The sequence below is a fragment of the Paenibacillus sp. BIHB 4019 genome, assembly GCF_002741035.1.
Taxonomy (GTDB): domain Bacteria; phylum Bacillota; class Bacilli; order Paenibacillales; family Paenibacillaceae; genus Pristimantibacillus.
In genome coordinates, this window is the sequence record NZ_CP016808.1 from 3,412,749 (window position 1) to 3,428,703 (window position 15,955).

Annotated in this window: 11 protein-coding genes; all 11 read left to right on the top strand. The window is 51.7% G+C overall.

Going from position 1 to position 15,955, the window contains the following annotated elements; translation table 11 throughout:
• Window positions 1–336 precede the first annotated feature (336 nt).
• The 11 genes from BBD42_RS14605 to groL all read left to right on the top strand — a co-directional run bounded on the left by BBD42_RS14605 (window position 337) and on the right by groL (window position 15,664).
• Complete coding sequence (locus BBD42_RS14605; RefSeq protein ID WP_099521615.1) at window positions 337–1,239, top strand: carbohydrate ABC transporter permease; 903 nt, start codon at window positions 337–339, stop codon at window positions 1,237–1,239.
• Between the two features lie 30 nt (window positions 1,240–1,269).
• Window positions 1,270–2,109: a carbohydrate ABC transporter permease gene (locus tag BBD42_RS14610; RefSeq protein ID WP_099518734.1), complete on the top strand. Its 840-nt coding sequence runs from the start codon at window positions 1,270–1,272 to the stop codon at window positions 2,107–2,109.
• 192 nt (window positions 2,110–2,301) lie between these two features.
• Window positions 2,302–3,711 carry an ABC transporter substrate-binding protein gene (locus BBD42_RS14615; protein ID WP_099518735.1) on the top strand — a complete coding sequence of 470 codons (1,410 nt, stop codon included), beginning with the start codon at window positions 2,302–2,304 and terminating at the stop codon, window positions 3,709–3,711.
• 15 nt (window positions 3,712–3,726) lie between these two features.
• Window positions 3,727–3,960 carry a hypothetical protein gene (locus tag BBD42_RS31560; protein WP_150131554.1) on the top strand — a complete coding sequence of 78 codons (234 nt, stop codon included), beginning with the start codon at window positions 3,727–3,729 and terminating at the stop codon, window positions 3,958–3,960.
• A gap of 547 nt (window positions 3,961–4,507) precedes the next feature.
• Window positions 4,508–6,361, top strand: a complete 1,854-nt coding sequence (locus BBD42_RS14620; RefSeq protein ID WP_099518736.1) for a cache domain-containing sensor histidine kinase — start codon at window positions 4,508–4,510, stop codon at window positions 6,359–6,361.
• Window positions 6,354–8,000 (top strand): response regulator transcription factor, encoded by a 1,647-nt coding sequence (locus tag BBD42_RS14625; protein ID WP_099518737.1) that lies wholly within the window; start codon window positions 6,354–6,356, stop codon window positions 7,998–8,000. Before BBD42_RS14620 ends, BBD42_RS14625 begins: the two co-directional genes overlap by 8 nt.
• Window positions 8,001–8,457: 457 nt before the next feature.
• Window positions 8,458–10,491, top strand: a complete 2,034-nt coding sequence (locus BBD42_RS14635) for a heparinase II/III family protein (protein ID WP_172455503.1) — start codon at window positions 8,458–8,460, stop codon at window positions 10,489–10,491.
• Window positions 10,492–10,836: 345 nt separating this feature from the next.
• A complete protein-coding gene (locus BBD42_RS14640; RefSeq protein WP_099518740.1) occupies window positions 10,837–11,991 on the top strand; it encodes a glycoside hydrolase family 88 protein in 1,155 nt (384 codons plus the stop codon).
• A 71-nt stretch (window positions 11,992–12,062) separates the two neighbouring features.
• The gene (locus BBD42_RS14645; protein WP_237163480.1) at window positions 12,063–13,253 is read left to right on the top strand and encodes a DUF2264 domain-containing protein; all 1,191 of its coding nucleotides are present in this window, start codon (window positions 12,063–12,065) and stop codon (window positions 13,251–13,253) included.
• 403 nt (window positions 13,254–13,656) lie between these two features.
• Window positions 13,657–13,938, top strand: a complete 282-nt coding sequence (gene groES / locus BBD42_RS14650; RefSeq protein WP_046229112.1) for a co-chaperone GroES — start codon at window positions 13,657–13,659, stop codon at window positions 13,936–13,938.
• A 91-nt stretch (window positions 13,939–14,029) separates the two neighbouring features.
• Window positions 14,030–15,664 carry a chaperonin GroEL gene (gene groL, locus BBD42_RS14655; protein WP_056043601.1) on the top strand — a complete coding sequence of 545 codons (1,635 nt, stop codon included), beginning with the start codon at window positions 14,030–14,032 and terminating at the stop codon, window positions 15,662–15,664.
• Window positions 15,665–15,955: the final 291 nt, after the last annotated feature.

Sequence of the window (15,955 nt, forward strand, 5' to 3'; positions counted from 1 at the left end):
GAACAAGGAAAGAGCGATGATTGGCGCCATAGGGTGCTGGTCATCGCTTTTTTTAATTATAAGAATTTATAAGGTGTGCCCTTATAATCGGCTTATAGTTCAGCGCGAAACGGTAGCTTTGCCGTCAGAAGATGGCGATAGCCGTTTACGCTTGCTTGCCAGAGGTTTAAGCTTGTCTGCGATAAAGTCAAAATAATGATATAGGTTGGCAAAATACCGTCACAGCGCGAGCGCCATTTTTTCTATGATAAAGGTATCCATTATAGATCGAGGTGAAGGCTCATGAATCCGCTACAACAAACAACGACCAAGCAGAAGCATTCAGGCAAACAGCAAATGGCGGCGAGGCGGTCAAGCGGCGCGATCCAACGAAAAGAAACGCTCGCAGGTTTTCTGTTCGTAGGCCCGATGCTCATAGGAGTGACGGTGCTGACGCTGCTGCCGATACTCGCTACCTTCGGGCTGTCGCTGGCGGACTGGAATTTTATCGCTGGCTTTGATGGCCTGAAATGGGTCGGCTTCGATAATTTCGAGCGGCTGGCGAAAGATGCGGCATTCCTAAAATCGCTGAAAAATAATGCTTATTTTCTACTGACCGTGCCTGCTTATTTGGCGGTTTCAATGTTTCTCGCGATTATGATCGACAAGCATGTGTATTTAAAAGGCTATTTCAAGGTTGCGTATTTCATGCCGTACATTTCCAGCATTGTAGCGGTAGCTATCGTCTGGCAGGTGCTTTTCCACCCGTCGGCGGGACCGGTTAATCAACTGCTCATGGCGCTTGGTATTGAAAATCCGCCGAAATGGATTGCTGATCCCAAATATGCGCTTCCATCGCTCATGATGATTACCGTCTGGACGGCTATCGGTTTTAATATGATCGTGTACATTGCAGGACTGCAATCGATTCCGCGGGATTTGTATGAGGCAGCCGATATTGATGGAGCAAACGCTTGGGTAAAATTCAAAAGCATTACGTTCCCGCAGCTGTCGTCAACTTCCTTCTTCCTGCTTGTAACAGGCATTATTTCGACGTTCAAGGTGTTTGATTTAATAGCGATTTTGACCAAAGGCGGGCCGCTTTCCTCGACCAGCATGATCGTCTGGTATTTGTATGATACGGCATTCGTCAATTTGAAAATCGGCTATGCCTCCTCGATGGCAGTCGTCCTGTTCGCTTGTGTGCTGCTCATTACCCTTCTGCAATGGGTCGGCCAGAAAAAGTGGGTGAATTATTAATAGCATTTCTATAAGGGAGGCAAGAAGAGAATGAACCAAAAAACGATAAATACGGTTCGCAAATCGATTTTCACGGTGCTTATGATGGGCATGAGCATTTTGTTCCTGCTGCCCTTCGTCTGGATGCTGTCCACTTCCTTCAAAATTGAGGCGGATGTATTCACTTATCCGATTCAGTGGATACCGAAAACGTGGCATGTCATTGAAAATTACAAGGAAGTGTGGAATGGGCAATTTCCATTCTATAAATACTATTTGAATTCCATTAAAATTACAGTAGTCACGACGATATTATCGTGCATCGTATCCGCGCTTGCCGCTTATGGCTTTTCCAAAATCCAGTTTGCAGCAGGAAAATATTTGTTTCTTATCGTACTCGCCACTTATATGATTCCGCAGCAGGCGATTTTGGTGCCGCAGTTTATTTTGTATCGCTCGATTGGTTTTTTCGACAGCCATGCGGGACTTATTTTGCTCGGCAGCTTCAGCGTGCTTGGCACCTTCATGCTGCGCCAGTTTTTTATGGGCGTTCATAATGAATATATTGAATCGGCGAAAATCGATGGGGCGGGACATGCCCGGATATTTATGCAAATTGCGTTTCCGCTTGTGCGTCCAGCCGTTGCGACGTATGCGATTTTGCGCTTCATTTGGACATGGAACGACTACCAAAATCCGCTGATCTTCCTGCGGACGGACAGCTTGTACACGATTCAATTGGCGATGCAAAAGTTTACGACCATTAACGGCGAATTTTATTCGCTCATTATGGCGGCCGCCGTATCGTCGATCGTGCCGCTGCTGATTATTTTTGTCATTGGGCAAAAAAGCGTCATCGAAGGTATTGCACTGGGCGGTGTAAAGGGGTAGTTTAATCAGTTGCAAGATGTATAACGGCAGGCACTGCCCCAAGCGGGCTGCTAGGGGAAGTCAAAATAGTCGTAAATGTAGTCAATATTGTAGTATAGGAGCGGGCAGCCGCATTGCTACAATAACGATAGATAGAAAGCGCATACACACTTATTTCACACAGCTATCGTTATTTTCATGAGGAGGGTTTGCATGTTTAGAAAAATGAAATGGTTATCGCTTATGCTGATGTCGATCATGATGGTGGCGGCGGGCTGCTCATCAGGCGGAAACGCAGAGAGCGGCGGGGCAGCGGCTTCGCCAGCAGCGAGCAGCAGCACGGAAAGTCCGGCGCAGGGGGCGGCTGATGAAGAGGTTACGATCAAGCTGCATACGTTCGGCAACGAAGCGAGCTATAATTGGAAGCAGACGATTGCGGCATTTGAGGAGAAAAATCCAAACATCAAGGTTGATGTCGTCGTATTGAGCGAGAAGGGCGATACGCAGGAAGCGATTCAGAAGCTGGATCTTGCCGCTTCCTCCAATGAGCAGATGGACGTCATTATGTTCAGTGACCCGGCCGGCTATGCGCAGCGCGTTGGTCTTGGCATGGTTGCTCCGATTGACGATTTTATTGCTAAAGAGGGCTTTAAGGTTAATGAGGAGTACAAGGTTGATACGATGCTGGACGGCAAATATTATGCGCTGCCAGGCAAGTTCAACCCTTGGTATGTTCTGCTGAACAAAACGCAGCTGGCCGCTGCTGGACTAGATGTGCCAACCGAATGGACATGGGATGACTTTATGAGCTATGCGAAGACGCTTACGACAGGCGATGGCGCATCGAAGCATTACGGCACGTATTTCCATGGTCCGCAAAATGGCGGCTGGATGGAATTTCTGAAGCTGGCGCTGGCGAACCAGCCGGATAATACCGAGTTTTTGAAGGCGGATGGCACGTCCAATTTGGACAATCCGCTCATGCGCAAAACGCTGGAGCTGCGCGTGCAAATGGAGAAGCAGGACAAATCGGCATCTCCTTACACCGATATGATTTCGCAGAAGCTGCATTACCGCAATCAGTTTTTCAATCAAGCAGTCAGCATGATCATGATTGGAAGCTGGATGAACACGGAGCTGGGCGGAACTGAGCAATTCCCGCTTAACTTTGAAGTAGCAGTCGCTCCTATTCCAAAAAATGCAGCCGCAGACGAAGGCGGCTACACGATGGTAACGACGGATTATGTGTCGGTTGCGGCTTCCTCCAAGCATAAGGATGCAGCGTACCAGTTTGTTCGCTGGTATACGACCGAAGGGCAGATCGCTCAAGGTAAAAATGTTCCGTCCTGGAATGGCATTGACGATTCCCAGCTGGAATCGATTATTGATACGATTTTGAGCGGCACGGCAAATCCGGAGAAGGTTGACAAGCAGTCGCTGCTGTCGGTGCTGAAAAACGCCAAATCGTCCAAAATCATTCCGCCCGTTACGTATCAAGCGGAAATTTATAAAGTGATCAATGAGGAGTACGAGAAGCTGATCTTTGATCAGCAGGACGTTGATCAAACGATTGCCGCCATGCAGGAGCGTGTGCAGCAGGTGATCGATTCGAACAAAAAGTAGTAGTGGGAGCGTGTGGTGGAAGAAAGTCTGCTGCGCAAAAGATGGGCTTCCGATCGCCGTTATCGTCAAATTTCCTTTGCTTATAGCAAGGGGAATGGTAGAAATTTGACGATAAAAGCGAGCGCTAACGCTTCTCCAGTCCAATCTTATTGCTACGCAGACCTTTTCACCACACGGGTAAAAGGTATAGGGAGAAGTGCAGAGCTGTTGCTGCACTTCTTTTTGCCTGAAACCGCAGAAAATCAATGATTTTGCTGTATAGGTTGAGCTAAAGATTCCAGCCACCCTACTCCTTCTTTGACCAAGTTGCTGCAACTGGGACGGATCTTTTCTGCTGGATGACATTCACTTGGTTCGTACAGCTTTAGCTATTACAGCTGTGGCCCCAACGGCTTTGTAACGTGGCGATCTTGGTATAATTGCGGTCTTTGCGTTGCTCGCGGACTGTAAAGCCCTTATTGACCCATTTTCGTCCTTTTTCACATCGCTGCGGACTGTGAGGCCGTTATATCCCTCAAACTAGGCTCATTGCATGTTAGGCAGCACATATAGCGGCTTCTGAGTCCGCGAGCACGGCCAAAGCTTGCTATTCTCACAAATAACGGCCACACTGTCCGACACAAAGCCAGTTCCAGATTAAGCAGCTTAATCTCAGGGCCAATGCTGATCGACTGATGCTTCCCGATCTTATATGTTCTAGTCCAATCAATACAGAAAAAATCTTAAGGGAAAACGGCGCGGAGATGGTGAGTTTCAGTTACACTTGAAAGAACGACGAAAAAAAGGGGTGGGGGTTATGTCTAGTCAATGGCTGTCGCTGCTGCGGCTGAGGTCGTTTCGCTATCGGCTGATGGTAGCGGCTGTCGTCTGCCTGCTCCTCCCCGCTTTAATTACGCTTGCCGTCTACAATATGCTGACGAAGGATGCGATGAAGCAGGAGGCGGTCACGCAATCGCAGCAAAAGCTGGAGCTGGTGGATGGCTACGTGTCGAATCTGTTTAATTATATGTTTTATATCGCCAATAACGTGCAGTTGGACTCGGAAATGAACCGGATTATGAAAGCGATTGCTTCAGGCAAAACCTATGAAGGCGCGAGCGCGGAATATGACCGCTATCTCGATCGCATGAAGATTATGAATAAAATTGAAAATATGACCGTCGTCGGCGACAAGGCGTATGTGACGATTTTGCTGAAGGACGGGACGAATTTTGCCAATTATTCGTTTGATGAATACGACCCCGGCTTGTTTCGCGAGGAGCCTTGGTTCGCGCAGTTAAATGGGCTGTCCGGGCTGCAATCGTTTTGGCCGGGTGCTACGCCGACGGTGTTTGACAGTGATAAAAGCCGCAGTCCCTACCAGCTGTCCATTGCCCGGGCATTGCGCGGCGACAGCGTAAATCCCTACGGCTACGTCATCGTGACGATACTGGAAACCAAGGTGAGCGATATTTTCCGGAAAATCGAGCTGGAGCAGGAGACGATGCTGCTTGGCAGCGAGGACCACATTTTATCGCATCCCGACGCCACGCGTGTGGGCGAGATTTTTCCTTATGCAACGCTTGCAAGCGAGAAGTCGGACCCGCATATTTTGCAAATTGAAAACGAGGATTATTTAATGGCTTGGCATACGAATTCGCTTACGGGCTGGAAGCTGGTGTCGCTTACGCCGTATGATCGCGCCGTATTTAAGCTGAATGTCATTTTTAAACGCGTCTTTACGTTCCAGCTCGTATCTTTCTGCTTATTTATGGTGCTGCTGCTTTATTTGCTGGGCAAATTCACACGGCCGCTCGTTCGTCTAGGGCGGGTAGCGGAGACGGTGCAGCGCGGCAATTTGGAGGTGCGCTCGGGCATTCGCGGGGAGGATGAGATCGGCTATTTGGGCCAGTCCTTCGATCTAATGCTCGATAAGGTGAAGGAGACGATTGGCGAAATTACGAAGACGCAGGTGCGAAAGCGCAAGGCGGAGCTTGCGATGCTCCAGGCGCAGATCAACCCGCATTTTCTGTTTAATGTGCTGAATTCGATTCGAATGAAGGTGCTGCGCAAAGGAGATTCGGAAAGCGCAGAAATGATCAGCTCGCTATCGAAGCTGCTGCGGATGACCATTAGCCAGGATAAAGGCGTCATTCCGCTTCATGAGGAAGTCGATCTTGCCATTGATTATGTGAGGCTGATGAATATGCGGCAAAAGGAGAAGGTGGAGCTGACGCTCGACCTGTCGCCTCTGAGCCTAACGGCACTCGTCCCGCGCTTCTGCCTGCAGCCAATTATTGAAAATGCGCTCATTCACGGCTTCAGCCAGCAGGCCGGCTTAATGACGATTAGTGCGAGCGAAGCGGAAGGCGGCTATCAAATAACGGTAAGCGACAGCGGCCAAGGCATTGAGAAGGGAAAGCTTGAACGGCTGCGGTATAAGCTGGGCGCAGAAGCTTTAGACAAGCTGGAGCAGGGAGCCGCAGGCGAGGAAGAGAGTGAAACAGGCGCCTTAGCGGGCAAGTTTTCAGGCATTGGACTTGTTAATGTGTATGAGCGGATGGGCATAACCTACGGCGAGCGCTTCCAGATGACGATAGACAGCGATATCGGGCAAGGCACAGTCATTACGCTGTACATTCCGAAGCAGGTGGTGGATTCTGATGGTTAAGGTGATGCTGGTTGATGATGATTATCCTGTGCTGGATCTGCTGGCTTTTGCCATTGAGTGGGAGGAGCTTGGCTTTCGGCTGTTAGGCATGCATGAGAACGGCGAGGTCGCGTTGGCAGCGGCGCTGGAGGAAATGCCGGATATTCTGATTACAGATATCGGGATGCCGCGCATGGACGGGCTGGAGCTCATACGCCGGCTGAAGGAGCGCAAACCAGAGCTTCGCGTAGCGGTGCTCTCCTGCCACGATGAGTTTCGTTATGCCCAGCAGGCGCTCAAGCTGCAAGTGCAGGATTATTTGCTGAAGGATACGCTTGATCCTTCAGATATACGCAAGCTGTTGCTGCAATTTCAGGCGGAGCTGAATGTGACGAAAGATTTGCATATGGAGCAGCTCCGCAAGGAGCATATGGTCGATCGCAATAAGGCGCTGCTGAAGGAGCAGTTTATTAAGGCGACGCTTCATCAGCCGATGCTGGATCCCGAAAAATGGCAGCAGGAGCTGGGAGCATTCGGCCTGCCGTTCGGAGCTTGCGAGCGGGTCATTCCCGTACTGGGCATCATCGACGATTACCCGCGGGCGCTGCAGCGTTTTCGCTCGGAGGAGGTGCTGCGTTTTGTAGTGGACAATGTTACCCGCGAGGTGATGGCGAGCAGGGAGACGGGCTGCCCCGCTGCCCATTTTGTGTACAGTCCACAGGAATCCTTCTTCATGCAGGTATGCCCGCACGGATTGAAAATAAACGGCTTCGACGAGGTGAAGCTGCTGCTCGCGGAAGTGCAGCGTATGCTCAAAAGCTCGTTGAAGCTGACGATGTCTTTTCTGATCGGCGATAGCGCGAGCGATCCTTTAAGCTTGCGGGAATCGCTGGCGGAGCTGCTTTCCGGGGCGGAGGCGCGCTTCTACCGCGCGCCTGGCTCTATTGTGAAGGCAGGCGCCGTGCAGGCGGCGCAGCCTGCAAAGCCAGGCAGCGACAATCCGCTGCTGGAAAGGTTTGGCGAGGCGGCCGAGCTGCTGCGGGAGGCGCTGCTGGGCCATAAGCGCGAGGCGGCAGAGGAGCTGGTGCGCCAGTGGCTGTCGCTCGCGGAGCAGCGAAGGCTGCCGCCCGAGCAGGTGAAGGATTGGGTGTTTAAGCTGCTGCTGGACGTAAAGCTCAAGCTTCAATTGATGCAGCATACCCGCTCAGCAAGCTCGATTGACGTCAGCCACCATGAGGTGTGGGAGTTGGGCAGCCTCTCCGAGCTGCAAGCGTGGCTGATTGCCCACTGCCTGTCAGCGATAACCGCCTCCGAAAATGGCGTCAGCGGCAGTAAGCGGGCAGAGGTCATCGACGCGTGCGAATACGTTTCGCAGCATTTGGACAAAAAGATCAGTCTCGACGAGGTCGCCGACCAGCTGTTTATGAACCCCAGCTATTTCAGCCGCCTGTTCAAGAAGGAAATGGGCGAGACCTTTATCGAATATGTAATACGGATGAAAATGCATCGGGCCAAAGAGCTGCTTGATCAAACGGGCTCGCCCGTCGGCAAAATATGCGAGACGCTCGGCTACGATAACCAGAGCTATTTTATAAAGCTGTTTAAGTCATGTACAGGTGTGACGCCTGTGGAATATCGAAGAGGCCAAAAGCGATTGTAAGAAGGGGAAAGCGATTGTAAGAGATGTTAAGGCAGCTGTAAGCCTGTTATTTTAAGGTGAGATGGATAGTTGCTGAAGGTGTCTGGATCGGATTGGGCACGGCTTGGAAGCGGATAGAGTGGAGAGCGAGAACAGATAGTGAAAGCAGATGGAGAATAGATAGTGAGCCAATCGAGAGCTGATCGAGAACTGATAGTGAGTCAATCGAGAACAGATCGAGAACAGATCGAGAACAGATAGTGAGTCAATCGAGAGCTGATCGAGAACAGATAGTGAGTCAATCGAGAACAGATCAAGAACAGATAGTGAGTCAATCGAGAACAGATCAAGAACAGATAGTGAGCAAATAGAGAGCAGATCGAGAACTTATCGAGAACAGAACGAGAGCGGGTTGTAACGGATAGGGAACGGGGAACAAACGTAAGGCTGTAGAAGTATGGGGAGAGGAGCGGGATATATGGAGCAGAAGAAGCAGCAACAGCAACAGCAACAGCAACAGCAACAGCAACAGCAACAGCAACAGCAACAACTGCCGCTGGAAAGGCGCTTTGCAGTGCGTTTCTCCGGGCAGCTTTATTTGCCGACAGAGCGCCAGAGAGGACTCGCGCTGTTGGTGAAGGGAGAGCCGCTGTCTGCGGGACAGCTAGGCGAGGCATGGTATGACACGCTGCGCGAAGCTGAGGTGCAGCGTCCGTTAGTCGAGGAGATTCGCGCCGAGGCACAGCGCCAATTGGCGAGCGTTGAGCCGGAGCTGAGCGAGACCTTGTTTCGGATGTACGGGGAGACGGGGGAACGGCTGCCGTACGAGCGGGTTTATTTTCAAAAAAGGCGGCGGCTTAATTCATTCGCACTTATGTCGCTGATTGAAGCGGAAGAGCCGCAATATTTGGAAGCTCTTCAGGCTGCGCTTTGGTCGATCTGCGAGGAGCGGGCTTGGTGCCTTCCAGCGCATCTCGGCGGGGCGGAGCAGCAAACGCCCATTGATTTATTCGCTGCGGAGACGGGCTTCGCGCTCAGTGAAATAAGCGTGCTGCTCGGCCCCCGGCTGCCAGAGGAACTGCACCTGCGTATTCACGAGGAAGTGGAAAAGCGGCTGTTTCTGCCATTTTTGACCGAGGGGCCTTACTTCTGGGAAAGAGCGGAGCATAATTGGGCGGCGGTATGTGCCGGGTCGATTGGCGCAGCAGCGCTGCATTTGATGGACGATCGCGAACGGCTGGAAGCGGTGCTTTCGCGCGTATTAGCTGCGATGGATTGCTTTTTGGACGGCTATGGCGAAGACGGAGCTTGTGCGGAAGGGTATTCGTATTGGCAATATGGTTTTGGCTTTTATGTTTATTTTGCACAGCTGCTTAAGGCAGCAACGGATGGGGCTATTGATTTATTCCGCAGCGCAAAAGTACAAGAAATCGCGATGTTTCAGCAGAAATGCTTTACAGGTGGCCGCAGCATTGTGAATTTTTCCGATGCTCCTTCTGAAAGCGGTATCTTTATGGGGCTAAGCTCTTATTTGCATCAGGAGTTTCCAGCTGTGGCTCTGCCGCATGCCAGCCTGCGCGACAGTTACACAGGGGACCACTGCGCAAGGTGGGCGCCTGCGGTTCGGAATTTGCTTTGGTGGGCAGAGTCGGAAACGCCAACGCCCACGACAGCGCCAATGACAACGACAGCGAGAACAACAACGAGAACAACAACGACAAGTGAAAGTGCCGAGAGGCTAAGCGGTTTGGAAAACGCTGCAGCTTTATGGCCGACAGAATCGTTTTATTTGGAAAATGTACAGTGGCTGCTTTCCCGTTATGTTGCAGCGAATGGCGCTACTTATAGCTTTGCCGCCAAAGGCGGACATAACGCCGAGCCGCACAATCATAATGATGTCGGGCAGTTCGTACTTCATGCGGATGGAGAAGCCTATTTGGCGGATTTGGGCAGCGGGGAGTATACGGCGGACTATTTTGGCCCGCTGCGGTATACGATTTGGTGCAACGGCTCGCACGGACATTCCGTGCCGATTATTGGCGGCGCGCGCCAGCGCGAGGGCGCGGACGCGCGCGCCGTGGTTGTGCAGGCGGCGACCAGCGCGGAGCTTGATGTGCTGGAGCTTGCGCTGCAGGCCGCGTACGGCGAGGAAGCGGGCCTTGCAGTGCTGGGGCGGCGCTTCGAGTGGAACAAGAAGGGCGCGCTGCCTGTGCTGACGATCCGAAACCGGTATCGGTTTCGGGAGGAAGTAGAAGGCGGGCGCGAGATTATCGAGCGCTTCGTTGCATGGCAGATGCCGGAGGCCGGGGAGGCTGGCGGTGTCGTGGCCTTGCAGGGACGCAAGAGGCTGACGATTGCGTTCGATGCGCAGCAGTGGAAGCCAGTGGTGACGCAGCGGAGCGACATGGATCATTTTGGGCGTGAGCGGCAATGGTACACGCTGGATTTCCATCATTTGGAGGCGGGAACTGCGGCCGTGGATTCCGAGTTTGTTTTTCGCTTTGAGCCATAAGGTGGAATAGCTAAGTGAACTATAGAAGTTGAACGAAAGAAAGCGATGGGACAAGGGAGAAACGAAAGAGGAAGGTTGGTACTGTAGAGAGCCACAGCTTCCCGCAGGAAAGCCACTTCGTAAACACCGGCTTGGCGTCCGCCTAAAGCTTTCCGAAGGAAAGCATCTTCGTAAGCATGGACTATTGTTTTCTTATTTCATCCTCAATGAGGAATAAAAGCAAGAAAGCAGAAAACAACAGCAGCCGGAGGTCCAATCTTTCTCGCAGCTGCGACCAACGCCATCATGCTAATCAATTGTTCAACTTATATAGATTAAAGCGCCAAAGAAAAGGAGAGCGAAGCAATGACCGTGCAGGAAAAGATGCAGGAGCAGCAAAATTGGGTGAATGAAGCTTGGGACAAGGTGAATCAGAAAATCGGACGGACGAGTGGCCGAATCGGCTCGCAATTTCCCCATGCAAGCGTGAACGGGGTTTATGTGCTGGAACCGGCGCATTGGTGGACGGCAGGTTTTTGGCCGGGGCTGCTATGGCTGCTCTATCAAGATGAGAATTCGCGCACGGAGCGCTACAAAGAGCTTGCCGAAGCCTGCGAGCTTAAGCTCGACGAAGTCATCATGGGCTATGACCGGCTCGACCATGATATCGGCTTCATGTGGACGCTGACTAGTGTGGCACGTTATAAGCTGCTTGGGGAGGACGATTCCCGGCGGCGGGCGCTGCTTGCGGCAAACCTGCTGTGCGGCCGCTTTAATATTCAAGGGCGCTATATTCGGGCATGGAACCCTTGGCGGGAAGGCGAGCGCAATGACGGGCTGGCTATTATCGACTGCATGATGAATTTGCCGCTGCTCTACTGGGCTTCGCGCACGACGGAGGACCCGCGCTACAAGCATTTGGCCATGGCGCATGCCGATACGGTGCTGGAGCATTTTATTCGGCCGGATGGCTCGGTTTATCATATCGTAGAGTTTGATCCGCAAAGTGGCGAAGCAGCTGCGAAGCATGGCGGGCAAGGATTTGCAGCCGAATCGGCATGGTCGCGCGGCGCGTCCTGGGCGATTTACGGCATGGCGCTCAGTTACGCCCATAGCGGAGAGCAGCGGTATTTGGATGCGGCTAAGCGCACGGCTCATTTTTTCCTGGCGAATTTGCCGGAGGATTCCGTACCGCATTGGGATTTCCGGTTGCCGGATGGCGTGGAGCCATACCGCGATTCATCAGCGGGCGCTTGCGCGGCCTGCGGTTTGCTCGCCATTGCGGATGTAGTGCCAGAGGTCGAGCGTGAGTTGTATCGCAGTGCGGGCGAGCGGATTTTGAAGTCGCTGTACGAGAACTATGGCGCATGGGCGGACGATGGACAGGAGGAAGGGCTGGTTCTGCATGGCACGAGCCATTACCCGGAACGCAAAAATCTCGACGTCCCGCTCATCTACGGCGATTATTTCTTTACGGAGGGCTTGTCCAAGCTGCGCGGCTACGATAGCTTCTGGTCGTAAGGCGAGCATCAAGTGTCATCTGATCGTTATTTAATTCGCATAGCTAGGGAACAGAAAGGGGCGAACGGCCGTTGATTGGGGAAAAAGGTACGGATTCAGGCGAGAGAGTGCGGTTAGCGGAGGAACGCAAGTATTGGGTGAGCGAGCTATGCCGGGTTGCTGAGCCTGTGCTGCGTCTGCTTGCGGCTCGTGAGCTAAAAAAAACGATGCCCGTGCAGTCTGCTGCGGGACAGGACCGCTCTGATGTGACCCATCTGGAGGCGCTGGGCCGCCTTTTATGTGGAATAGCGCCCTGGCTTGAGGGCAGCGGCGGGGCAGACGAAGAGGAAGAGCGGCTGCGCCAGCAATATGCGGAGCTGTCTCGCGGCGCAATTGCCGCCGGCTGCGACCCGGAATCGCCTGATTATATGAATTTCGCTGAAGGCTACCAGCCGATTGTCGATACGGCGTTTCTGGCGCAGGCGATTTTACGTGCGCCGACGGAGCTTTGGGACAAGCTGGATGCCAAGGCGCAGAAGCACGTTGTCCAAGCTTTCAAACTAACCCGCTCGCGCAAGCCCTTCGCCATGAATTGGCTGCTTTTCTCCGCGATTATTGAAGCGGCCTTGTACCGCATGGGAGAAAGCGACTGGGACCCGATGCGCATTGATTACGCCCTTAAGCAGCATGAGCAGTGGTATGTCGGAGATGGGGCCTATGGTGATGGGCCATCGTTCCACTTCGACTATTACAACAGCTTTGTAATCCAGCCTATGCTCGTTGACATTGTAGCAGCCGTTCAAGGCTGCTATGAAGATTGGGATGCAATGCACGCGAGCATCAAGGAGAGAGCGAAGCGCTGGGCGGAGGTGCAGGAGCGGCTCATTTCGCCGGAGGGCACATTTCCGCCGCTGGGACGCTCGCTTGCGTACCGCTGCGGCGCCATGCAAAGCTTGGCGCAAAGTGCGCTGCTCGGCGAGCTGCCAAGCAGCGTAACTCCGGCGCAGGCGCGATGCGCATTAACAGCGGTTATCCGCCGCAGCCTGTCTGTGCCCGGCACATTTACAGCGGACGGCTGGCTGACCATCGGCTTTTGCGGCAGCCAGCCAAACATTGGCGAGCATTATATTTCCACAGGCAGCCTATATTTATGCGCGGCTGTGTTTCTCCCGCTGGGCCTTGCCGCCGAGCATCCCTTTTGGAGCGGCGAGCCTGAGGATTGGACAGCGCGCAAAGCGTGGTCAGGGTCCTTTTTTACAATTGATCATGCACTAAAGGGATAGCAGTCATAATAGGTTGCGAGAAAGCTGCCAGCAGCAAGAGAAAATGAAGAAGCGCAGCCATTTTCGTACAGGGGCGCTTTCTTTTATTTTTGCAGCTATTTGTGGCCTGCGCACTTTATAAATGCGAAGCTTCAGCCGCGCCTCAAACTTTTACAGAAGACCGTTTACCTAGGCATAAGCTCGGCTACAATGGATGAGGGGCTTTGCTAGCGCAGCATGAGTTGAAGCGGAAGGGTTCATAAAGCGGTCTTTTTGCCAATGGTATGTAAATTTCCTGCAAAAATCATTCCCAAGCACTTGAAATTAATAACGAAAAAAAGTATGATAAACATGATTGTTAGCACTTCATGCTCATGAGTGCTAACAAAAATAAGCGACAAATTTTTAAAGGAGGCTATTTTCAATGATCAGACCTTTGGGTGAACGTGTATTAGTAGAAGCGATCGCGAAAGAAGAAACGACTGCAAGCGGTATCGTTTTGCCAGATTCGGCTAAGGAAAAACCGCAAGAAGGTAAAGTGGTGGCTGTTGGCAGCGGCGCGCTGAAAGACGGAGTTCGCGTAGCGCTTGAAGTTAAAGAAGGCGATCGCGTCCTTTTCTCCAAATATGCGGGAACAGAAGTTAAATACGACGGCAAAGAGTATTTGATTATGAAAGAAAGCGACATTCACGCGATCTTTGAATAGGCTGCTAACATACAGCTTGACTGGACTTAAACGAAACGGCGCAGGCCGTTAAGCATACTTATATGAATATATTTTCGGGAGGTAAATGATAATGGCAAAGGATATTAAATTTAGCGAAGACGCTCGCCGCGCAATGCTGCGTGGTGTAGATGCACTTGCAAATGCTGTAAAAGTTACACTCGGACCTAAAGGCCGCAACGTCGTGCTGGAGAAGAAATTCGGCAGCCCGTTGATCACGAACGATGGTGTATCCATCGCGAAAGAAATCGAGCTGGAAGATGCATTCGAGAACATGGGTGCACAGCTTGTTAAAGAAGTAGCAACAAAAACAAATGATGTTGCCGGTGACGGTACAACTACAGCTACTGTTTTGGCTCAAGCGATGATTCGCGAAGGTCTGAAAAACGTAACTGCTGGCGCTAACCCAATGGTTATCCGCAAAGGTATTGAAAAAGCGGTTAAAGCTGCAGTTGAAGAGCTGCAAAACATCGCTAAACCAATCGAAGGCAAACAATCCATCGCTCAAGTTGCGGCTATTTCTTCCGCTGACGATGAAGTGGGCCAACTGATTGCAGAAGCTATGGAAAAAGTGGGCAACGACGGCGTTATTACTGTTGAAGAGTCGAAAGGCTTTGTAACGGAGCTTGAAGTGGTTGAAGGTATGCAATTCGACCGTGGATACATCTCCCACTACATGGTTACTGACACAGACAAAATGGAAGCTGTTCTGGATAACCCGTATATCCTGATCACTGACAAAAAAATTACAAACATTCAGGAAATTCTTCCTGTGCTTGAGAAAGTCGTTCAATCCGGCAAACAGCTTCTGATCATTGCAGAAGATGTTGAAGGCGAAGCGAACGCTACTCTGGTTGTGAACAAACTGCGCGGCACATTCACTTGCGTAGCGGTTAAAGCACCAGGCTTCGGCGACCGTCGTAAAGCGATGCTGCAAGATATCGCTGCTCTGACTGGTGGTCAAGTGATCACTGAGGAACTGGGCCTTGAACTGAAATCGACTACGGTTGAGCAACTGGGCTCCGCTCGTCAAGTACGCGTAACAAAAGAAAACACAATCGTGGTTGACGGCAGCGGCGACGCTTCTGACATCGCGGCTCGTGTAAGCCAAATCCGTACGCAGCTGGAAGAAACAACTTCCGACTTCGACCGTGAGAAGCTGCAAGAGCGTCTGGCTAAATTGTCCGGCGGCGTAGCGGTTATCAAAGTCGGCGCTGCTACTGAAACAGAATTGAAAGAGCGCAAGCTTCGCATCGAAGATGCTCTGAACTCGACTCGCGCAGCGGTTGAGGAAGGTATCGTATCCGGTGGTGGTACTGCTCTAATTAACGTATATAAAGCAGTTGCTGCTGTTAATGCAGAAGGCGACGAGCAAACAGGCGTTAACATCGTTCTTCGTTCCCTTGAAGAGCCGCTTCGCACAATTGCTGCGAACGCTGGCCAAGAAGGTTCGGTTATCGTTGAGCGCTTGAAAAATGAAGAAATCGGCGTAGGCTACAACGCTGCTACTGGAACATGGGTTAACATGTTCGAAGCAGGTATCGTTGACCCTGCCAAAGTTACACGCTCCGCGCTGCAAAACGCAGCTTCCGTTGCAGCTATGTTCCTGACAACTGAAGCGGTTGTTGCTGACAAGCCAGAGCCTAAAGGCGCTGGCGGCGGCATGCCTGACATGGGCGGCATGGGCGGAATGGGCGGCATGATGTAGAAATCATTATCATCGAAGTCATTCGATGATGAGCGACCGCGCTTAAGCGGTAGATTTCATCGCCGATGGAGCTGAAAAACGCTCCATGCGGCAGGGCAGACAAGGCTTCCGAGCTTTTCAGCTTTATATCATCCCAGCATTTTGCTTCATAAATTGAGGCTGTAATGACCACGACTTGTGAAGCAGACACAGCTATAAATAATAAATCAAATAAAAACCACTTCTTAATGATTCTATTAGGGAGTGGTTTTTTGTGTTGTTTACGTTTGTGAATGCGGTTACAAGTTTAAA

Coding starts and splice junctions, on each gene's coding strand:
- BBD42_RS14605 (WP_099521615.1), top strand. CDS start 337: ATGGCGGCGAGGCGGTCAAGCGGCGCGATCCAACGAAAAGAAACGCTC.
- BBD42_RS14610 (WP_099518734.1), top strand. CDS start 1,270: ATGAACCAAAAAACGATAAATACGGTTCGCAAATCGATTTTCACGGTG.
- BBD42_RS14615 (WP_099518735.1), top strand. CDS start 2,302: ATGTTTAGAAAAATGAAATGGTTATCGCTTATGCTGATGTCGATCATG.
- BBD42_RS14620 (WP_099518736.1), top strand. CDS start 4,508: ATGTCTAGTCAATGGCTGTCGCTGCTGCGGCTGAGGTCGTTTCGCTAT.
- BBD42_RS14625 (WP_099518737.1), top strand. CDS start 6,354: ATGGTTAAGGTGATGCTGGTTGATGATGATTATCCTGTGCTGGATCTG.
- BBD42_RS14635 (WP_172455503.1), top strand. CDS start 8,458: ATGGAGCAGAAGAAGCAGCAACAGCAACAGCAACAGCAACAGCAACAG.
- BBD42_RS14640 (WP_099518740.1), top strand. CDS start 10,837: ATGACCGTGCAGGAAAAGATGCAGGAGCAGCAAAATTGGGTGAATGAA.
- groES (WP_046229112.1), top strand. CDS start 13,657: ATGATCAGACCTTTGGGTGAACGTGTATTAGTAGAAGCGATCGCGAAA.
- groL (WP_056043601.1), top strand. CDS start 14,030: ATGGCAAAGGATATTAAATTTAGCGAAGACGCTCGCCGCGCAATGCTG.